The organism is Bacillus australimaris, assembly GCF_001307105.1.
Lineage (GTDB): Bacteria > Bacillota > Bacilli > Bacillales > Bacillaceae > Bacillus > Bacillus australimaris.
On sequence record NZ_LGYN01000028.1, the window covers coordinates 34,802 to 56,237 of the forward strand.

At 41.2% G+C, this 21,436-nt stretch carries 19 protein-coding genes and 1 riboswitch; of the genes, 5 read left to right on the forward strand and 14 right to left on the reverse strand.

Annotation, left to right across the window (positions count from 1 at the left end; genetic code table 11):
- Nucleotides 1-36 precede the first annotated feature (36 nt).
- A complete protein-coding gene (locus tag AKG37_RS15950) occupies nt 37-720 on the reverse strand; it encodes a response regulator (RefSeq protein ID WP_060699707.1) in 684 nt (227 codons plus the stop codon).
- Entirely contained in the window at nt 717-2,336 is a 1,620-nt protein-coding gene (locus AKG37_RS15955) for an ATP-binding protein (protein WP_060699795.1), read from the reverse strand. Before AKG37_RS15955 ends, AKG37_RS15950 begins: the two co-directional genes overlap by 4 nt.
- A 67-nt stretch (nt 2,337-2,403) precedes the next feature.
- Here AKG37_RS15955 and AKG37_RS15960 point away from each other — a divergent pair, with 67 nt between their 5' ends.
- Nucleotides 2,404-3,501, forward strand: coding sequence for a DctP family TRAP transporter solute-binding subunit (locus AKG37_RS15960; protein ID WP_060699708.1), 1,098 nt, complete (start codon nt 2,404-2,406; stop codon nt 3,499-3,501).
- Between the two features lie 28 nt (nt 3,502-3,529).
- Here the strand turns inward: AKG37_RS15960 and AKG37_RS15965 are convergent, their stop codons facing one another.
- The gene (locus tag AKG37_RS15965) at nt 3,530-4,360 is read right to left on the reverse strand and encodes an EcsC family protein (protein WP_060699709.1); all 831 of its coding nucleotides are present in this window, start codon (nt 4,358-4,360) and stop codon (nt 3,530-3,532) included.
- 154 nt (nt 4,361-4,514) lie between these two features.
- On the opposite strand from AKG37_RS15965, the gene AKG37_RS15970 reads away from it, so the two are divergent.
- The 4 genes from AKG37_RS15970 to AKG37_RS15985 all read left to right on the forward strand — a co-directional run bounded on the left by AKG37_RS15970 (nt 4,515) and on the right by AKG37_RS15985 (nt 7,278).
- Entirely contained in the window at nt 4,515-4,775 is a 261-nt protein-coding gene (locus tag AKG37_RS15970; protein ID WP_003214275.1) for a GlsB/YeaQ/YmgE family stress response membrane protein, read from the forward strand.
- Nucleotides 4,776-4,996: 221 nt separating this feature from the next.
- Entirely contained in the window at nt 4,997-6,274 is a 1,278-nt protein-coding gene (locus AKG37_RS15975) for an Nramp family divalent metal transporter (protein WP_060699710.1), read from the forward strand.
- 72 nt (nt 6,275-6,346) lie between these two features.
- Nucleotides 6,347-6,916 carry a GNAT family N-acetyltransferase gene (locus AKG37_RS15980; RefSeq protein WP_060699711.1) on the forward strand — a complete coding sequence of 190 codons (570 nt, stop codon included), beginning with the start codon at nt 6,347-6,349 and terminating at the stop codon, nt 6,914-6,916.
- A 98-nt stretch (nt 6,917-7,014) separates the two neighbouring features.
- Nucleotides 7,015-7,278, forward strand: coding sequence for a hypothetical protein (locus AKG37_RS15985; protein ID WP_003214365.1), 264 nt, complete (start codon nt 7,015-7,017; stop codon nt 7,276-7,278).
- Between the two features lie 40 nt (nt 7,279-7,318).
- Here AKG37_RS15985 and AKG37_RS15990 read toward each other — a convergent pair whose 3' ends face one another.
- The 11 genes from AKG37_RS15990 to AKG37_RS16035 form a co-directional block, all read right to left on the reverse strand.
- The gene (locus AKG37_RS15990) at nt 7,319-7,543 is read right to left on the reverse strand and encodes a hypothetical protein (RefSeq protein WP_060699712.1); all 225 of its coding nucleotides are present in this window, start codon (nt 7,541-7,543) and stop codon (nt 7,319-7,321) included.
- 88 nt (nt 7,544-7,631) lie between these two features.
- The gene (locus AKG37_RS18665) at nt 7,632-7,802 is read right to left on the reverse strand and encodes a hypothetical protein (protein ID WP_237697817.1); all 171 of its coding nucleotides are present in this window, start codon (nt 7,800-7,802) and stop codon (nt 7,632-7,634) included.
- A gap of 313 nt (nt 7,803-8,115) precedes the next feature.
- On the reverse strand, nt 8,116-8,625 hold the full coding sequence (locus AKG37_RS15995) for a hypothetical protein (RefSeq protein WP_060699713.1): 510 nt from the start codon (nt 8,623-8,625) through the stop codon (nt 8,116-8,118).
- A 14-nt stretch (nt 8,626-8,639) separates the two neighbouring features.
- Nucleotides 8,640-10,235: a ribonuclease YeeF family protein gene (locus AKG37_RS16000; protein WP_273700901.1), complete on the reverse strand. Its 1,596-nt coding sequence runs from the start codon at nt 10,233-10,235 to the stop codon at nt 8,640-8,642.
- Nucleotides 10,236-10,427: 192 nt separating this feature from the next.
- Nucleotides 10,428-12,149 (reverse strand): pyruvate oxidase, encoded by a 1,722-nt coding sequence (locus AKG37_RS16005; RefSeq protein ID WP_060699715.1) that lies wholly within the window; start codon nt 12,147-12,149, stop codon nt 10,428-10,430.
- Between the two features lie 70 nt (nt 12,150-12,219).
- Complete coding sequence (locus tag AKG37_RS16010; RefSeq protein WP_060699716.1) at nt 12,220-14,046, reverse strand: APC family permease; 1,827 nt, start codon at nt 14,044-14,046, stop codon at nt 12,220-12,222.
- 112 nt (nt 14,047-14,158) lie between these two features.
- Nucleotides 14,159-14,303, reverse strand: a riboswitch (cyclic di-AMP (ydaO/yuaA leader).
- 69 nt (nt 14,304-14,372) lie between these two features.
- Nucleotides 14,373-16,460 (reverse strand): cellulose biosynthesis cyclic di-GMP-binding regulatory protein BcsB, encoded by a 2,088-nt coding sequence (locus tag AKG37_RS16015; RefSeq protein ID WP_060699717.1) that lies wholly within the window; start codon nt 16,458-16,460, stop codon nt 14,373-14,375.
- Nucleotides 16,461-16,464: 4 nt separating this feature from the next.
- Nucleotides 16,465-17,688, reverse strand: a complete 1,224-nt coding sequence (locus tag AKG37_RS16020; RefSeq protein WP_237697821.1) for a glycosyltransferase family 2 protein — start codon at nt 17,686-17,688, stop codon at nt 16,465-16,467.
- Nucleotides 17,689-17,725: 37 nt separating this feature from the next.
- The gene (locus AKG37_RS16025; protein WP_060699719.1) at nt 17,726-19,441 is read right to left on the reverse strand and encodes a DUF2334 domain-containing protein; all 1,716 of its coding nucleotides are present in this window, start codon (nt 19,439-19,441) and stop codon (nt 17,726-17,728) included.
- On the reverse strand, nt 19,431-20,282 hold the full coding sequence (locus tag AKG37_RS16030) for a GGDEF domain-containing protein (RefSeq protein WP_060699720.1): 852 nt from the start codon (nt 20,280-20,282) through the stop codon (nt 19,431-19,433). Before AKG37_RS16030 ends, AKG37_RS16025 begins: the two co-directional genes overlap by 11 nt.
- Entirely contained in the window at nt 20,263-21,345 is a 1,083-nt protein-coding gene (locus AKG37_RS16035) for a glycosyl hydrolase family 8 (protein ID WP_060699721.1), read from the reverse strand. The genes AKG37_RS16030 and AKG37_RS16035 overlap by 20 nt, the downstream gene beginning before the upstream one ends.
- Between the last annotated feature and the right edge of the window lie 91 nt (nt 21,346-21,436).

Here is a 21,436-nt window from a genome sequence, read left to right on the forward strand (position 1 = left end):
TATGGACATATCGTACATTTTGGTCTTTTTGGTCTCTTAGTCTGAATGTACGATATATTTATTCACTGGCCGTCCCACTCCGCCATATTGCATATCTAATTTCAGCTGGCCTTCTTTTACTAGGAAGTCTAGATACCGGCGGGCCGTGACACGGGCAATGCCGAGTGCATTGGCAACTTCCTCGGCAGACTGCGCACCTTCCTGCAAGCCCATATAGGCTTTAATTTCGTTCATCGTATGCACATTCAGCCCTTTAGGGAGCCAGGTATCTTCAAGCTTAACGGCAGGCTTTCGTATGATATCATCGAGCATCTCCTGAGAAAATTCTGCCGCGGTTCGAATTTTCGATTTAAACGCCTTATAGCTTTCAAGTGATTCTTTCATTCGTTCAAATTTAAACGGTTTAATAATATAATCCCGCGCACCATTTTGAAGCATAACACCGATGGTCTCTTTGTCCTTCGCTGCAGAAATGACAATCACATCCACCTTCATCTTTTGTTTTCTGATGTCTTGCAGCGTTTTGACGCCATCTTTTTTTGGCATATACACATCAAGTACCACGAGGTCTGGACGAATTTCTTTGATCAGCTGGATGCCCTGCTCCCCATTTCCAGCGACAGCTGCTACTTGAAAGCCAGGAACACTCTTAATGAATTCCTTATTCACTTCTTGCACCATCGGATCATCTTCGATTAACAGCACCTTAATCTGAGTCATCTGTCTCTCTCCTCTAATATCATTGGGAATTCGATTGAGAAGGTGGTACCAATGCCGATGCTTGATGTGACTTCTACATTTCCCATCCCTTTGTCAATAATCGTTTTTACAATATACAGACCATAGCCTGTTCCGCCCTCTTTGCCATGTGTGAAACCTTTATCGAAAATAGAAGGAATCATGCCCTCTTCGATCCCGGAGCCATTGTCTTCAATTAAAATTGCGAGGACTTCCTCCGTTTGATCAATACTAATGGAAATAAGTTTTGTGTCTCTTTCTACAGTATCATAAGAGGCAAAGGCGTTCTCGATCAAATTGCCAAGCAGCTTCGTCATATCATGCTGATCGAGCCGCTCAGGAAAATGACGCAGACAGCTATATTCATCTACTTCCACCCTGATACCAAGCTCCTTGCCCCTTCTGATTTTGCTCATCAATAATCCTGCGACGGCATCATGCTGAATGACGCGGTGAAGAAAATCAGTCACATGCTCCTGCTCCTCTGTCGTTTGAAAGGCTAAATCGAGCGCCTGATCGGCTTTACCAAGCTGAATCAGCCCGGCAATCGTATGAAGCTTATTCATATGCTCATGGTTTTGCACCCGCAAACCGTCAACAAAGTTTTTGACCCCTGTTAGCTCCTCAGCCAATTTTGCGGCTTCTGTATGGTCCTGAAAAATAGCGACCGCTCCAATGATCCTCTTCTTCATCACAATCGGAATCCGGCTGCTCATAATCCGCTTTCCGCTCATATGAATTTCTTCATTGTAGACGGGTTCTGCGCGATCAATGATCTCAGGCAGCCTTGTGTCAGACAGCACATCCCAAATATTCCGGCCTACGACGTCACCTGTCACGCCAAAAATTTGCTTCGCCTTTTCATTAAAAATGGTGATCATGTGCTGATTATCAATAGCAATGACCCCTTCATTAATAGAGTGAAAGGTTGCAGTGCGTTCCTCTAGCATTCTGACAATCTCATGCGGCTCCAGCTTAAACATTTGCTGTTTAATATGGCGGGCGAGCAAAAATGAACCCACAAGCCCAAAGCTGAGCGTCAGCAGGAGGATCATGAGAATATCCTGCTTCATTTCTCCTAATATATCTGCCATACTTGGCAGCGTTCTTCCTACAAGGACAACCCCTGTTTGATTAAATTGATCATCCTTTACTGGATAAAAAGCTCTGATGGCTGTTCCAAGCTCTCCTTCTGCTTCTGAGAAATAAATATGCTCTGCAAAAGCCGGTTCTTCATCTGTTCCTTCTGAACGCTGGCCAATTCTTGTTTTCACTGGATGCGTTAATCTCACATGATCCATATCCATCACGACAATGTAGTCAGCGTCTTGAATAATCCGAATCTCTTCGATTGCATGCTGTAATCGATCACGTTCCTTTGTTTGATCAGCTAACGCCTGCTTCACCTCATTCATCTCAGCCACGGTTCTCGCCGTATTCATGAGTCTTTTTCGAAGCTCCCGTTCCTCTGTTTGCTGAATTCCCCCGACAAGGACTATTCCTCCAATTAAAAGGGCGAAAATGACAACGAAATATGTGAGGATGGTGAGCTTCCATCTAATAGATAATTGTTGTAATTTCAATCGCTTTCTCATCATTTTTTCACCTGTATCTTTACGAATTCTTCCTCTGTCAAGTATGCTTGACATAAGGGGGATCTGACGCATGAAGAATTTACTCGCATATACGCTATTGCTCATGATTGGTTTTGTAACCGCTTTATACTTTGGTTTTTATCATATGATGCCAAAATCAGCGACCACCTTTGATGATGAACAGACAGGGCTTAAGGATCAGCTTGTGTTCAAATTCAGCCATGTTGTGGCAGACAATACACCAAAAGGACTTGCTGCAAAGAAATTTGCTGAACTCGTTCACGAAAAATCTGATGGCAAGATTAGCATTCAAATTTTCTCCAACGGGAGCCTTTATTCTGATATCGAAGAAATCAATGCACTCAAAGAGAATCAAGTTCAATTTATCGCTCCGTCTACCTCGAAGCTTGGCATGCTGTCACCTGAATGGCTGGCTCTTGATCTTCCCTTTGCTTTTTCAAATTACGACGCGGTTCAGGAAGGCCTGCACGGTGCAATTGGCCAAAGATTGTTTGGCACGCTGCAAAAAGACGGGTTAAAGGGAATGGCTTATTGGACAAATGGCTTTAAGCAGATTACCTCTAATAAAGGGCCAATCAAACAGCCTAGTGATTTAAAAAACCAATCTCTCCGCATTATGCAAAGCGACATGATTGAAAAACAATTCAAGCTTCTTGGCGCAAAGCCCTATCAGGAATCGTTTAATTCAACGTTTCAGCTATTAGAAACAAAAAAAGTAGACGGTGAAGAAAATACCATTTCAAACATTTATTCAAAAAAATTCTATCATATACAAGACTATATGACGATCAGTAATCACGGGTATTTAGGCTATGTGGTCTTAACAGATCAATCCTTCTTTGACCGCCAGACACCTGAAACAAAGCGCATTTTACTTGAAGCCATGGAAGAAACAACGGCTTGGAATGAAAAACATGCAGAGCAAATGAACAAAGATCAGCTTGAGGATATCAAACGGGAATCTCCTATAGCCATTCATGAATTAACGCCAGCAGAAAGGCTAAAATGGATGCAAGCCCTTGATCCTTTGTATGATGAAGCTGAAAAAACCATTGGCTCCACTTTCATCAAACAGATCCGCGAACTGCGTGCACGTTATGAACACGCACCTATCCATGCTTTTCAAGAAAAGGATGGAATCAAATAAAAGAATCCCTTTGAGAAAAGGGATTCTTTTATGCGCCGGACCCACTCTGTTCTTGCTGTGTGAGCTTTTCTAATCTTGTTAAAATTCTTCGCTTTCGGTATTGCATCATGCCTGTTTCGGCGATTCCTTTTAATTGTGAGCGATTGGAGGCTGCGCCAAACAAAATCCCTGCGATGGGAACAAGCTGAAACAGTTTCTTCCAGCCAAATGAATCTCGGTAATTGTAGACTACCTCTCGCCACCCTTGAATTTGCGAAATCATGTTTTCGTGCTTTCCTTCAGATGCATGATAGCTCTTCAGCTCTTTTAGAATCGACTTCTTTCCAACTACATCAGCAGAGTTCAGCTGCAAGCATTTAATAATGAAGACCCGCTCCTCCTTGTTTTTAGGATCATAGCCATAGGTCACGGCAATATCCTGTAATGTTTTAAGGGAGAGACCCAAGACCGCAGGAATATCTGCTGCCAGCGTAAACATACCGCCTACACCAGTTGTCGCACCTTGTACCGTAGCGAGATTCGTTCTGTTTTTTCCCATCTGTTCACTAATGGCATCCATGATGTCGATTGGGGCTTTTTCAATATCCTCTATGCGCTGAATGGATTCGTCGGCACATTTCTTTTGAAATTGATGAATGATGCCTTTTTCTGAGGTCAAATAGGCACCGCCAGATTGAATGTAATGCCCCATTTCATCTAACAGCACACCGATTTTTTTCTGTATAAAGGCAGGCGTCAGCTTGTCCAGCATTTGAAAGGGGAGCCGGCTGAGCTTCTCCCAAAACCATACCTTCTGCTGATCTTTCTCCCACTTCTCAATCTCCTTTAATTGTGCTTTTAACCACTCTCTTTCCTCCATGTTATTGCCTCCTTAGATGCCGTTCATTATTTGTCTGTTATTATACACAATCCTTGTCCATCATACGTATAGAACATTGAAGCGGTTCCAAAAGGTTTTAATCTTTTTCAAAACGGTTATTGCTTAATAAACAAACAAAAGAGGAGTGATCAACATGTTAGGATTTCTCATTTCATTAGTTGTGGCGATTGTCATCGGTCTCATTGGCAGTGCACTCGCTGGAGGCAGTGTACCAGGAGGGTGGATCGGTTCAATGATTGCCGGGCTTGCAGGCGCTTGGATTGGTCATGGATTACTTGGAACGTGGGGTCCTAGTCTGGCTGGCTTCGCGATCATTCCAGCGATCTTAGGAGCAGCAATCTTTGTCATTATTTTAAGCCTGATCTTCCGCAGTGTGGGATCAAGGGTTTCTTAAAAAATAAAAAACAGAGGAAGCAGTAGAGACACCGTCTAATAGGCGGTGTTTTTTATGTTATTGGTTGACAAGGTATCTATTTTTTTCACTTACATAAGATAAACAAACCTATTAGTTCAGATAGTTGACTTTTCATGAAGATGGGCATATGATGATTAAAAATTGCATCAAGGAAACTTTTTGTGCCGAAGCAAAACTTTGCAGAATCTAGGTGATGACATATGACAAACAAATACATCGAGGCACAGGCACACATGTCAGTGGCAGCTGAGCGTGCACTTGAAGGAAAGGTCAAAGGATTTAGAAGGCTCCTTCCTTTTCTAGGCCCTGCTTTTATTGCAGCGATTGCCTATATTGATCCAGGAAATTTTGCCACCAACATTGCGGCTGGCTCCAAATACGGATATCTCCTTCTATGGGTCATTCTCATATCAAATCTTATGGCTTTGCTCATCCAATCCTTGTCCGCAAAGCTTGGTATAGCGACAGGTAAAAACTTACCTGAGATCGCGCGTGAAGAGTTTCCAAAACCGGTCTCCATCGGTTTATGGATTCAGGGCGAGCTCGTCATTATTGCCACAGATTTAGCCGAGTTTATCGGGGCGGCACTTGGTTTATACTTGCTCTTTCGGATCCCGCTGCTTGAAGCATCGATTATTGCAGCCGTCGGATCATTTGCGATTTTAGAGCTGCAAAGACGAGGATATCGAGCATTAGAAGCCGGCATCACTGGCATGCTGTTCGTTGTCGTGATCGCTTTCGCTGTGCAAACCTTTGTCGCCAAGCCAGATATCGCAAGTGTCGCCGGAGGACTTTTCATTCCTAAATTTGAAGGCGCAGATAGTGTGCTTCTTGCAGCTGGAATTTTAGGCGCCACAGTCATGCCACACGCCATCTATTTACATTCAGCTTTAACTCAAAGAAGAGTTGTCGGCAGAACAGAAAAAGAGAAAAAACAGATTTTCCGCTTTGAATTTTTAGATATCCTCATTGCGATGTTAGTCGCTGGGGCCATCAATGCCAGCATGCTGATTGTCGCAGCCGCTTTATTTTATAAAAATGGTCTTTTTGTTGAAGATCTGGATGTTGCGTTTCAGCATTTTAGCACAATCGCAGGTCCTGTATCAGCCATTTTATTTGGTGTAGGCCTGCTTGTAGCCGGACTATCCAGCTCTTCTGTCGGTACATTGTCAGGTGATATCATTATGCAGGGCTTTATTCAATACCGGATCCCGCTGTACCTACGCCGGCTGATCACCATCATTCCCCCTATTGTGATCATTGCATCTGGGGTGAATCCGACATCTGCTCTTGTGATGAGTCAGGTGGTCTTATCTTTTGGTATTGCCTTTGCTTTAATCCCACTCATTTTATTTACGAGTAAAAAACGAATTATGGGTGAATTGACGAATGCCCGCTGGGTGACAGGAATATCTTGGGTGATAGCAGCTCTTGTTGTAGCACTTAATCTCTTTTTAATTGTGAATACGTTTATGTAAAAGACAGTGAGGATGCTGTCTTTTTCTTTCCATTTGGTTATGGTAAAATTCCCCTTGAGAGGATGTGGGCACATGTTTTTTTATCAGGATCAAGAGATATCCATGCGGCTGCTTGAGCCAAGAGACGCAAGAAGTCTTTATTTGCTCATCCAGCGGTCAAGAGAGCATTTACGTGAATGGATGCTTTGGGTGGATTCAACACAGACAGAGGAAGATAGCTTGGCGTTCATTCAAGGTGCCATGCAGCAAGCCTTACAGAACAACGGTTTCCAAGCAGGCATCTGGTCACATGGAGAGCTCGTCGGCATCATAGGCACCCACCAAATTCATTGGATCAACAGAACTGTTTCTATTGGCTATTGGCTCGGAGAAGGCTATCAAGGAAAAGGCATCATGACCAAAGCGTGTAAAGCCGTCATTCAGTATTTATTTGAAGAGTGCGGACTGCACCGAATTGAAATTAGAGCTGCTGTTGATAACCAGAAGAGCAGACGCATTGCAGAGCGATTATCCTTTTCGCTTGAAGGCATTTTGAAACAATGTGAATGGCTGGGCGATCGCTTTGCCGATCATTGTGTATACGCCCTTTTGCAGCCTGAATATATGAAACAAAAATCGCATTCCATGAATCAGCCCACTTAATTGTGTCGATTGCATGAATTATTTTACAAAGTGAAGCTTTGTAGTATCCGTTGTGATCGGCATCTGATAAAATAGAAGGAAAAATCGAGGTATGAAGTATGTCTCTTATTATTTTATTTTACTTATGGATTGTCCCTTTATTATTTGGCATTTTCTTCTCATTCTTAACAAAGAAAGCCACCTACAAACGCCGCTTTGTCCCATCCTATAGCATGATAGGACTCAGCATCGTTTTTCTCATTCTGGCACTGGTCTTTTCAGCCAGCCATTTTCTATTCATTTGCGGTATGTTCCTATTTGCCACAACCCTTGTCGGCACAGGCATCCCTTTATTCTTAGCCTTTGGGAAAACACCATCATAAACAAAAACCACCTTTTCGCGATGGAAAGGTGGTTTCTTTTTTATTGATTTGGCATTCTGTAAGTCACAGTGGCATCTTGATTGGCTTCGATTGCTTTCACTATGTCTTGGAGAATCTCTGACGCTCGATCATTTGAGTCATACTTGCCGAGCGTCTTGACCCAAGTATCGCTTCCTGCGATCATCCCTTCAATCTTTTTGCCGGCTACTGTGATTTCGTGGACATTAACGAAACTTTGCTGGTTTTGTGTGAAAATCCATAGCATGGTTTATTCTCCTTTACGATTTAAAATCTTTTTATCTGCTTTCTTCTCATTTTAAGCTTCTTTAACTAAAAATTCATTTGAACATTGATTAATCATTGAACTTTTCAGCATAAATGAGATCTGATTCACTAGGTTCTTTTTTAAGCTCTTTTACATTACCTTCTTTATCATATTTTATATAAGTCATCTCTCGACCAGCAATACACTCACATTCATACTTTTTATTTCCATTCTCAAAAAAACTCAACTTGATATCCATCCACAGCGTTCTTCCTCATATACCCTATTTTTTTCACAAAGCCATTTGGATAAAATTCCAGATACTTCCCCTGTTTAATACCTTTCTCTACATAGTTATCAACCCCATTTTTAAAAATGGAACCCATTGTATTTCTTTTAATCATTTTTGTCTTAACTCTCTTACGGTTTTTAGAGATTATAGGATTCACTTAATGCTATTTACTGTATCACCCAGAATCAATAGCATAAGGTTTTAAACCCACTTTTCCCCTGAAACACAAAAACCTCGAAAGGTTTCTAGCCATCAAGGTTTTTGTGTATTTCATAATACTCTAATTCAATGCATCTTCTAATGTTTTCTTTTCATGTTCTAACATACCGCTTATGATAATGCCACATACTACTTCATCTTTGTCCAAAACAAATCCTACTGTATCGTTTTGTAAAATAGACACGATATCATTTTCTGAAAATGATATTAAGACCTTGTCTAACCCTATATATACGTCTAATTTACCTTTCTCATCTATATAGGTCTTATCATTATGTTCTTCTACTTGAAAATTTGGTACTCCTCTAATGACATTTATATTTGTCGTATCCAATTTAAAATTTTCAATTTTGTGTACATTTTCACTTAATGTTAGTGTAATTGAACGAAGGCTGCCTGTATATTTCCCTATCCCTATTTCAATTAAAGATTTCTTGAAATCTCCAGTTCTCCAATATATCGTTGGCTCTTTTGATATATTCCAGCTACCAAATTCTATATTAATCGGTGTATAAAGATCATATTCAATATTTATAGACTGACTGTCTTTGTATTCTGTTACTTTTAACATCATCATGTCTCCTTCTAAGGCATATACACAGCATGCTTTATTACAGGTAGTAATCCGTCTCCACGGGGTTTACTAAATATTAATTCCCAATTTCCTATCTTCATAATTTCTTCATATTTAATTCCTTGCTTAGCAGCATTGTTAACAGAGCTTTGGAAACTTGACAATAAAGTTTGGCTATTTATCGGCATACCATGTGTAGTTGCATCTCTTGTTATATACTCAACCATATGTTTTGTTCCATTCGGATGTACCCAAAATTTCCCATTTGATGTTGCTAATTCAAATGATTTTGGGATTTTTGTACCTTCATAATGTGGTTGAGTAATTTTAATATTTCTCCACACTGTACCATTATCTCCATTTTTAACAGCACTCTTAACTCCCATCTTCCCATGAAACCCTTTCGCCCCAAACGGCAAAAGCATCCCCAGCGCCGCGTTCATACTTGCTTCCTGCTGTTCTTTCGAGACCTTATTCCCAAACATGTCTCGGCCTGTAATCGCTTCGCTGAAGCCATTGGTTGCGGTGAGGCCATATAAACCTTTTTGAGATGTTTTTAGGGCGTCAAAGGACTTTTGGGATGTCTTGTAAACGTCAACTGCCTTGATTGCCGCTGATGTAGCTTGGGTCGTTTTGTAGACGGCTTTTCCCCCTTTGAAAATGCGGCCTGCCCAGCCGACGATAGGGATATAACCCGCTGCTGCCATGCTGCCTGCGGCGACTCGCTGTCCTGTGGTGAGTTCTTCACCTGTGATTGGGTCGACGCCTGTTGCGGCGCGTTTTGCATCGTTTACACCTGTCAGCTCATTGACAATATTTCCGCCATAATCGAGTGCTTTTTCATACCAAGGACGATTGGCGAGGGCTTCTTGTTCCTTTGCGATCTCGCGGGCTTCTTCTTGTTCTTTTTTGATTTTTAGATATTCAGAAGTTTGCTTTTCAATATCGCTTTTTGCCTTGTAGATTTCGCTATTTTGATACGCTTTCTTGTCAAAATTCATAGGCGAAATTGCTTTTCCATCATTTGTCGCATTCATCATTTCAGCGTACAATGCCATTGTAGCCTGCTGCTCCGTCTCTGACAAAGCATATTCATCTTTTAAATTTTGGTCGAGTTCTATTAAGTCTTTTATCGTTTTTTTTCGTTCATCTTCGGCATCGGCTATCTTATCTTCAAAGGTTTGGCTATCAAATACCTCTAGAGAAATGATGTCATCAATGTCTTGAAAAATCGTTTTGAGTGCCTTTTTTTGATCCTTTACAATGCTTTTGGCATTGTTGATGCCCATATGTACTGCGTTGTCTAAAAAGTGCTCTTCTACAAAGGTATCGCCGCCAAAGTTTGTATCATCAAGTGTCCCAGAAACACCTTCATGAAAGGCTTTTTGCTTATCAATAAAGCTGATAAACATGTCTACATTTCCAGCTAGCTCTTTATAAAAGCTTTTAATATTATCGGCGCCTTTTCCAGTGAAATCATCACCAAGGTTTGCCACACCTTGTAATGCTTTTTTTAAATCTATCATATGTTCGCGGAGTTCCTGATAGTGTTTTGCCCTTGTATCCATGGCACTTGTTAGTGCTTTTGCATCAAGTATCTTACCCAGAAGAAGTCACTCCCTCCATTATTGATCATGAAGTCTATTTTACCTTTCTCACCGCATTGGAAAAATAGTCTTTAAGTTACAAAAATACCTTCCATATATCTTTAGAGGGGATAAAACAAGTGACAATTGAAATAATTTTCCCTTTCATCACAAAAAAGTCAGTCCTCTTTTAGAGAACCGACTACATTTTGTTTAGAAAAACCGTTTTAAACTTTTCTTGAGTGGAGGAATATCCAACTCACCTTTTTCAAAGAATTTTTTCAGTAAGTACTTACTAAATCCTGCTGCTTGTGTGTACGTAATTTTACCAGGTAACGGCGGTTCATTTGTGACTGCAACATCAATAATGACGGGTTTATCTGATTGAAGTGCTGTATCAAAAGCTGGAGCTAGTTCTTCATGTGACGACACTGAGATTCCTTTTCCGCCACATGCTTCTGCAAACTTAGCAAAATCAATACCTTCTAGCTCTATGCCATAATTGATGTTTCCTTTCACCTGTTGTTCATATTCAATCATTCCAAGGTTGTTGTTATTTAAGATCACAACAACGATCGGCAGCTTATATTTTACCGCTGTCACAAAATCTTGCATGACCATTGTGAAGCCTCCATCACCACAGACAGCAATCGCTTGGCGATTCGGTTCATTTAATTTAGCAGAGATCGCTCCAGGCAAGCCGCAGCCCATCGTGGCAAGCCAGCTGGAGATAATGAAATCCTGCTGCTTCATTTCGAAATGACGGGCCATCCAAACGGTCACATTCCCTACATCAACAGAAAGAATAGCGTCATCTTCGACTGCTTCTTCTAATCTAGCAATGACTTGCTGCGGTTTAAGCGGCGATGTGGCAACGGATTTTTCCTTATCCATTTCCTCTCGCCATTTCATCATATGTTCAGTACAAGCTTCTAGAAAACCACGCTGCTCTTTATGTTCAATGTAGGAGGTCAGTTCATGTAAGCCACTCTTGCTGTCACTCACGATTCCCACGTCTACGGGATATCTTTTACCGATTTGATCCGGTTTAATATCCAGTTGAATGGCTGGTGTATCCTCCGGTAAGTAGTCTCTATATGGAAAGGAGGTTCCCAGCATGATTAAGAGATCACACTCTTCCATCGCTTCATATGCCGGCTTCGTTCCAATTTGGCCTAGGTTTCCTAAAAAGTATGGATGCCTGTCTGGCACAACCCCTTTTGCAGGAAGTGTGATGACGATAGGTGCAGCGGCCTTTTCTGCAAACATAAGAAGCTCTTCCTTAGCATTTCTTAATCCTTTACCTGCTAAGATGACTGGCTTCTTCGCATTGTTAATCAGCTGAGCCGCCTTTAGCAGTTGATCTTTCTTTGGCCGTACTTCTCCCTCAACATAAAGAGGAGAAGTATAAACAGGATTACGTTTAATTTTTTGAGAAAATAAGTCATCCGATACGGTGAGAACTGCCACACCTTTGTGAGTATAAGCTGCTTTAATGGCTTGATTCAATAAATCAGGCAGAGCTTCTGCTGTTTGTATCTGCTGATTAAAAACAGCGACGTCGTCAAACATCCGCTCTAATTTGATTTCTTGAAAGGCGTCTCTCCCTACTTCAGTCGATGCAACCTGACCCGCAATCGCTAAAACGGGTGCACCATCGGCTTTTGCATCGTATAGTCCATTTAATAAGTGGACAGCACCAGGTCCAGCGATTGATAAGCAAACACCGAGTTTACCTGTTAGTTTGGCATCAGCCGCCGCTGAAAGTGCCGCCACTTCTTCATGTCTTGTTTGTATAAATTGGATTTTGCTTGATTCATGCCTAAGCTCTTCAATCAATTCGTTTATGCTGTCGCCGGGCATTCCATAAATATGTTTCACGCCCCACTCTTCCAGTAGCGCTGTTACTTCTTTTCCTGCGGTTCTTTGCGGCATGTGAGAAAACTCCTTTTTTCTTACTCCATACCACCGCACCCTTTTGATCAAACGTTTCAACTTGCTTTGGCTACTTTTTAAAATGATATGGAAGGGTGGCGACCACAATATCCCGCTTCCATAATAGACGGAATCTTAATAAAAAGGCGGATTGATTATGCAAGATGGTGTGCCATCTTTTTTTCGGAATAAATTGAGGCACGAGCACCATCACTTTATATTGATGCGCATTTGCTTTTGCCTCAACTGTTTCAAGAAATTTATCCAGCGGGTGAATGAGACTTCGATAGGATGAATGCAGCATCACAAGCCGCACACCGCTATTTAGTTTTTCCCAATCCTCTTCAATTTTCTTATCTTTTTCTTTATCAAAGGATACATGAACTGCTATGACTTGCTCTGATAAGGATTTAGCATATTGAACAGATTGTTCAACGACACGTGTTACACCTGCTATCGGCACGATGACCACATTTCCTTTAATCTCAACAGGCTCTGATTCATTCAATAAACGCAGTTGTTCTCCAACAGACAGATAATGCTTTTTAATGGAATGAAAAATCAGTAGAACAATTGGCATAAAAACAAATACTGGCCATACAAGATGGAACTTGGTCAAAATGAGAATGACAAGAACCGTGAAGGAAATCAGTGCCCCGACTATATTGATTGGCATTTTCGTTTTCCAACCCTGCGGTTTTTCACGAATCCATTTCACACACATACCGGTCTGTGACAAGGTAAATGGAATAAATACACCGACAGCATATAGCGGAATAAGGTGTTCCGTTTTCCCATCAAACAACCAGATAAGCAGCATGGAAGCTACACCTAAAAAGATAATGCCGTTAGAATAGCCAAGTCGATCCCCTCTTACGGTAAACATACGCGGCATATATTTATCCTTTGCAAGGTTGACCGCCAATAAAGGAAAGGCGGAAAAGCCGGTATTTGCTGCTAATATCAAAATTAAAGCTGTGACAGCCTGAATGACGTAATAGAAAAATGTACGTCCAAATGTATCTGTTGCAATTTGTGATACAACTGTTTCTTCTGGCTTTGGTGAAATGCCAAAACCAAACGCAAGCAATGTCACACCCACAAATAAAACGGCTAGTAATCCACCCATCATTAATAATGTTCTTGCTGCATTTTGTGCAGCTGGTTTTTTAAAGGATGGAATGGTATTTGAAATGGCTTCTACTCCAGTCAGAGCAGAACAGCCAGACGAAAAAGCTTTTAATAACAGAAATAAGGTAATGCCTGATACGTGTGTACCGATCGCTGTATGTTCAGGTGCTGGCGGTACGCCTCCTGTTAATAATTTAAAGCCCCCAACTCCAATTAATATAAGAAGTGAAAATACAAACAAGTATACGGGATATGCTAAAATCGATGCCGATTCTGTCAATCCGCGAAGGTTGAGCACCATGATCAAGATGACCAATACAATTGAAATCAACACATGATATGGATATAGTGCTGGGAAAGCCGATGTGATGGCATCGGTACCTGCTGATATGCTCACTGCTACAGTCAAAATATAATCTACAAGCAATGATCCACCAGCGATCAACCCTGGTTTTTCACCTAAGTTTCTGCTAGAGACGACATATGCTCCGCCGCCTTCTGGATAAGCATAAATAATCTGGCGGTAAGATAAAATTAACGCCATTAACAGAATTAATACACAACCTGCAATCGGGAGTGAGTACCAAAATGCTGCTGCACTAACGACTGAAAGAACAATTAAGATTTGTTCTGTACCGTATGCAACTGATGACAATGCGTCTGATGATAATAACGCCAACGCTTTGATTTTTGATAGTTTTTGTTCTCCTGCTGCCTGTGATTTTAATGGTTTCCCAATTAAAATACGCTTCATCAAACTGTACATGTGATGCCCGCTCCTTTAATGTCAAACGAATTAAGTTACAAAAGATGGATCGCCAAAAAGACACAGAGGCAATAGAATGCCCCTGTGCCTATTCTTTAGATCACAGGTTGGTCTTTGCTCTCTTTAACGCTTACGAGGTTAGCTGACGGATTCGGGCGCATGAGACTTTGCCCTACCTAAAAAGGATTCACCCCATGTGGTGTCTTGCACCACTAATGGTTCCCCCGCTCATCGAAATGATTCAGCGATTGGTCTTTTATAAAAGAGATCATACTCCCGTTTGACACCAAAGTAAAGACATTTTTTCACGGTCTTTTGATCGTTTATCAATCAGTCTTTTTGCGGTTTTTTCGTACAAAATAAACAATCATCACAGCCACAAAAATGATCAACACAGCGATACATGCAAAGTAAATCCAAGAATCTCCGAGGCCTTGCTTTTCACTTTTTCCGGAATCATTTTTTGTGCTGTTGACCGTTTGATGATTGGTGAACATGTCTTTGTTTTTGCTCTCTATTGCAACTGTTGCCGTCTCCGTATTTGTTTGCAGGAAATGAATCACTTCCTTTGAAAGATCAGCTTCAGCTGCATTCATGCCTGAAAAGACGGTCATTGGCTGTTCTTTATTCCATACAGATGGCTGCGTCCATACAAGACGAGCAGTCGTTTCGTTAATCATGCCAAAGGAAGATACATCATATTGATCCTTTTTCGCTGGCACGATGAGGTCGTCTGCTTTTTCCTTTAAAAGAGAGAACGTTTGGATTCCCCCAATGAAAATGAGAGAGTGATTTTTCAATTGTTCATCTGTCACATTTGATGCTTTAATCAATTGATATTGAGCAGCTTCTGGCTCACTAAATGATTCTGTCAGCATGGCCATTTGATTGATTGTTTCTTGTTTGATTTGATCTGGCATGATGATCAATGTTTTTCCTTGGTTCGTTTTTGATGTGAAAGGAAGCGGCCATGCAGATAAATCCGGTGTATCACTAGTCGTTCCTTCTGGTATTTGAAGAGAGCTGTTCTTATCAATGTAAATCCAGCCTTCTTCATCCGTATGTCTGCAGGATTCCATGTTTTTAAAACCCGTTGTGACAAATTGTAAATCAATATATTCGTTCTTTTGAAGTACTTGTGAATCTACTGGAATTGACACATGATAGAATCCATTCTCATCTTTGTTTCCTAGTTTTGTTAACGGTACGTCGTGTGGTTCGTTATTGATCATGACTGTTAAGCGTTCAGCTTTGTCTGCTGTATCAGATTTTTTAAATGTTAGATTTAATTTTGCACCTGATTTTTGGTTAGCAATCAATGCTTTCGGATAATAGAAATGATCAGATGCTGTCTTTTTGGTTCCAACTGTGACATCATCTCCACCAAAATCTTTTAAGCGAATATGATGAGATGGTTTAGATGCTGTAGCTGTAACCTTTTGAAGCAGCAAATCCGTCCCAGTGAGTTGACCCGTCAGTTCTGGTTGAGTTAGGACATTGATTTTTTCAGCAATGGTCTTTGGCTGTTCAGCAGTAATAAATAGAATAGGCTGTTCTTTTTTCTTTGCTGTCAAGGTTCTCAATGCTAACGTGAGATGATTGCTTTCTGTTTTAACTCCCGCAGCCTGCTCGATCGATTTTACTCGTCCATCCCAGTTTCCTTTTGCTCCCACAGCAATGGTTGGATGTGCAATTTGCTTGAGGTCCTTTTCTTGGACGAGTTTGAGGTCCGCTTGAGGGTCTTTATTTTTCAACGTACGGTATACTTTCATAGCCGCTTCTAATTCAGCTGCTTCCGGTGAATTTGGAATTACGATATCTGTTTGTTCCTTCTGATCACCTGTTTGAATGAAAGGTGAAGGGAAGCTGTCTAACGTCACGTCTTTCGTTTGAGCTCCTTTGAATGCCAGTTCACTTTCAGGATATACTTTCAGCCAATTGGCAGGTGTCTCTTGGTTGATACACACACCTTCTTTTAGCACACCATAAAATGCGAGCTGAATTTGATGAGATCCTTTTTTCAATTGCGCTTTGGTCAATTTGATCTGCATCGATTTCTTTTGATTTTTTCCTGATACGAGAATGGTCTTTACAATCTCTCCATCAATCATGACTGTGAATGACGATGGAGAAATGAGTAATGGTGAAGCCTCTATATTCAATGTCAGGGTGCTGGACTCTACTTTTTCTTTCTCTATCTGATAGGAAAATTCAGTACGGTCTTCTTGTCCATACAAGGTCACCACATCTTCTGATAAATGCTGCGTTTCGGTTTGACTTCCTTTTGATGAGCGAATCCAATCGTCCTTCACTTGTACACGATTTGATTGCGCCATTGCTTGACCTGCCATGAAAAAAGGCTGAATGGCAAGGGATATCGTCAATATAAAAATCATCCATTTTACCGATTTCAATTTGTCACCCGCTTTTCTTTTGTTGTTGATCGTAACGCTCGGTTTTGTACCATTTTACTTCTTGTTTCAATAAACGGCTCTTTGCCTCTACACATAAGGAGTACACGACAAGCGCAATCCACACTTGAGAATAGGTAAAGTACATGAGGACCACAATGAGAATATTTTGTTTGGTGAGCTCTGTTTTCTCAATACTCAATGTAATCATCACTTCTGTTAGAAAGAGGAAGAAGGCCAATCCCCACAGGATTAGCGCAACCGCTCCTACAGATAAGTGAAGGTCAACAAATAGGTTGACGATAAAGATCCCATTTGAGAGCAAAACACCGAAGAAAAATAAGAAATACGTAAAGAAGAAATAAAACAAATCGAAAATCATTCGTTTTCGTTTCAGCTTCATAAACTGCCTTAGAAATTTGAGAACAACGTATTGGTTGCCTCGAGCCCAGCGTGTTCTTTGCCGCCACCAGACCTTCCACGTCTCAGGCTCTTGTTCCCATGTGATAGCAGCCGGGAAAAATCGAATGACATAGCCAAGGTTATAGACACGAATCGTTAATTCGGTGTCCTCAGCCAACGCATGGGCATCCCAGCCGCCAAGCTCTTCTAAAATGTGCCGGCGGATGGCAAAGTTGGTGCCTGGTATGGTCGCAATGCCAAACCACTTCCATCTTCCGCCCTGAGCCATCCATTGGAAGCAGATGGTCTCAATATTAATAAATTTGGTCAGTAGGTTTTTAGCTGCATTGATCACTCTGAATTTCCCGACAACCGCTCCTGCCTTTGGGTCATTCAATAACCCAAGAACCAAATGATAGACGGCCTTTTGTTCAGGCATGTTATCTGCATCGTATACGCAGATGACCTCTCCTGTTGAAGCCTTCAAGCCTTCATTCAATGCAGTGGATTTTCCCTTCCCTGCAAAAGGCGGCTTCGTTTCAATCATATGGACATAATCATATTGCTCACTGAATGATTGCACGATGTCTCCTGTGCCATCAGAGGAATTGTCATTAATCACAATGATTTCAAGGAGGTGTTTCGGATAGGATAGCTGGACCATCGCTTTTAGTGTTTGCCGTATGACGACTTCTTCATTATGAGCAGGAATCAGTATACTGACGGTCGGTAGCTCTTTCCCTTGTTTTGTCCATTTAGGCAGCACTTTTTCGTAGGTCAGATAGTGCTGAAAGCCGCCCTGCATGAGAAACATGTGGTATAGGAGCATGATCCAAATCAGTATTAATGAAAGATAAAATAAGACATCAGCCACCTAATTTTCTCTCCTTAAAAATTCGTTTTTTCATTGTTAGTCTTAAATACAATGTGTAAAAAGCAAATGCCGCAATAAATAGCATCACCACAACTGTGAGAATTCGCAGCATCTTTTCCATGCCGCTTCGTTTGACTGTTTTGGTTTCTGCTAGATTGGATTCTTGTACTTGAATATGTCCATTCCCTGATGTTTTGATCTGTACATGTGATGTTTGGACCATCTGTTTTGTTTTCTTTAAATCCAGCCATTCACTAGAAGGAATCGCCTCCATCTGTGTTATCAGGTCCTGTAATCCGGCTATTCCTGATTCCACATTATAGGACAGCCCGATTGCCGCTGATTGAAGATGCTGGCTGGATTGAATCGTCTGTTCTGTTAACACATTTGAACCTGCTTGGTCAGACGCTGGCGCTACTGATTGCTGAGGATATAAGGTCATGCCATGAAGCATAGCAGGTGTCGTCACCAGTGGCGGTGCACCAACTGCTTTCCAAGTATGGTTCGACAGCTGCACCTGCCCAAAAAGACTGGACATATGCCTTGAAATCACTTCATAGCCTTGTTGAGATATCGCATCATGCGGCACCTCAAATGCAAGAGGATATAGACCTTGCTGCGCAAGAAGCTCAATGCCCTTTGTCAGTTTTTCTTCTGTATAAATGATTTCTTGCTGCTGATTCGATTTGATATAAGTGTTGAAGTCCTTTTCATTTGAAAAATAGCTTTTAATTAGCTGTTTCTCAGAATTTTTAGGGTCATTTGACGTAATGGGCTGATCATTTTTTACATCCCAGAACTCAAAGTCCTGTCCAGATTCCTCTGTTCGATATGTCCGGCTAAATCCATGCAGTATGATGCTGGCTCCATCCCTTTGCAATTGTTTTAACACTTTTACGAGCTGCGGGCGGTCACTCAGCGTGACTTCATTACCTGTTGCTTGATCAACCCAAACAGGGGTTACCGCGATTTGAAACGGAATATGCTGAGTGGATACGTATTGTCCAAGTTCAAGCAGTTTCTTTTCGTCAGTGGCAGGACTAATGTTCTCAAGCTTTAAGTACTTTGTGGTCAATTGATTAGAAGAAGGCAGATATTTTTCAAGCACTTCTGCAAGAAGCTTGTTTTGCTGCACAATATCTAAGATTCCAATATAGGCCGCGCCTTCTTTAGTTTGAACCACAAATGGAAGTGTAGCCTCATGCTTCTTCAATAAAAATTCACTTTGCAGGTCTGCCCCTTGAACCGTTAACGCACGGAGACTTTCCTCTAGCTGACGGTAAGTCTGATCATGCGCACGCTTGATTTGACTGGTGTGATCTTGTTTGTGAAAAGTAAGCTTGGAGAATGGGCCAAACTGTTCGGCATTGTATCCAATGACTATTACGTGCTGCGACTCGTTCAACGCACGAATGGTTTGTTTAGGTAAGGCTTTCTTTGTCTCACCTAGATAAATGACTTGTTGAAATTCACTGATTCTCTTTTTAGCCATATATTCATCGGATACAATCGTTGTCTGTTTGGAAAAGTGTCCAGCGATTAGATCCAGCATATGGACAGCTGGAGTCTCTTCCCCCGATTCTGTCGAATAAACGATCAGGGTATTTGGCTGCGAAACAAGAGCATCGGCTGAAGCAACCGATTTAAACGAAAGAATAGAAAAAAGAGCGATCATCAACGAGCATTTCATCAAAAAATTAAAGTTCATTCATCATCATCTCATTTTCTAGTTCTTCTAAAAATTGCTCTGGCGTACGATAATCCGAACTGCTTGTTAAATGGCAGACATGAAATGTCAAGGTGACTTCACGACCGTTTAACAGCACATGCTTTTGTAATGTATCCTTTAGCTTATCAAGAACGACAGAGACGTTCTCTTCTGGTGTGTGCGTAAGCAGCAGGCCCATTCGTTCTTCGGATAATCGAAATTTCTTATCTGTTTCTCTGACGCTTTCGCGGATTTTGATACTTAATTGCTGAAACAGGTGCTGCATTTCTTTTTCTCCATATAACGATTTGAATTCCGCTGCATAGTGCATATGAAGAAGGATAAAAACGAATGGCTGTTTGTAGCGTTCTGCCCGTTTCATTTCCTCGGACAATTCCAGCCTCATCCGCTCGGCATTATCAAATCCTGTCGTCGAGTCAATCGCCACAAATTGTTTGATTGCCTGCTTTTGTTGTTCAATGGTGTGTCGCATCGTCTTCATCCGCTCATGCAGGCTTCCTGCTGAAATCGCGAAAAAGAGGAGTGCTACGCCCCAAATCACCACATCCTGCAAGGTTTGATGGGAAAAGAGGGGATTGATGTGACCAAGCTCTGTAAAGAACATGGCGCTTCCTATAAAGAACAAGATCAGCAAGGTGAAAATTAAAGCTGGTAAAATGCCAAATAAAACCCCGCACCCTAATACGACAAATGTCAGTGCGATGATCATAAAGCTCTCCGCATCGTGGACGCTGAGGTAGCCCATAAACAAAATAAGACCTGCAAACGTGAGGAGCAGAGAATAATACAAGCGATACGTGCTACTGAATAACCGATTCATTAAAAAGCTCCCTTTCTGCAATTAGAGGCAATAAGTTGTCAAATGAGTGTGTGTCATTTTCGTTCATGTATCCTCCGTAATAAGCCTTAAGAGGATCTTGAATTTGTAATTCTTTCATGCGGTCATACACATTTTTTGCGAATCCCGGCTCATTTTTTTTAAGAGCATACAAGATGACGAGCGCATATACCGAAGGCGATTCATACGTCACAGATGGCTGCAAAGTGCTCAGCTTATATCTCCCGTACAGTTTTCCATCTTCTTTAAAACTCGTTTTAAGCCATTTTATGATCGCGGATGTATTCACCTTTGCACGATCGGCATGTAGAGCCGTATAGAGTTGATCAATCATATTGATTTCTTGATCAAATGAATAGGCTTTTTTCTTTATGTCATAGGATTTAGGAAAGAATCCTTTTTTTCTCGGTGCTTTTTTTAGAATGGCCAATTGGTTACTCGTCATTTGTTTCGTGAATATTTTGAGGGATTCCAATTCTTTGATTGCTTTTGGGTCTATATATGAGAGTGTGATTGTGTGTGAAGTTCGATTTGTTGATGCATCATAATAATCGGACAAGATGCCTCTATACATATTCTTGTCTTTTAACGCTTGTGCGATTTCTTTTGCTGTGGTTTGATACGCTGAATTCTTCCATAAACGATCTGCCTTTTGAAGTGCCGCCACTACCCGTAAATCATCAACTAAAGCATTGGCCTTACTTTTTTGATCAGATTCGATTTGCCAGCTGAGAAGGTGATCGTCTAATAAAAATTGATCTTGCAGGACACCAAATTGTTGATCAAAAGAATTTTGATCATTTTTTCGAACTAGATAATCCATCCAAAGTCCAAGTGATTCAGATAAGTAGATGTGCTGCTCTGCAAAAGAGGTGCGGATCATGCCTTGATCTGTCATTAAGTGGTGCGTAATAAAATATTCTCCAGGCAATACAGGCTGTGCTGACTGTGGATCAGCTGATTCTTTCTGCTGTTTCCAGGTACATCCGCCTAGTAGAATGACAATGAGTAAAACAATAGCCGTGCGATGTATGGCTGTAATCATTCGTGTCCCCTTTCAACTCCCGTTCTCTTAGCATCCAACGATTTATTATAGAGTGTTTTTGTTAAAATTTAAATAAATATTTTATACCAAA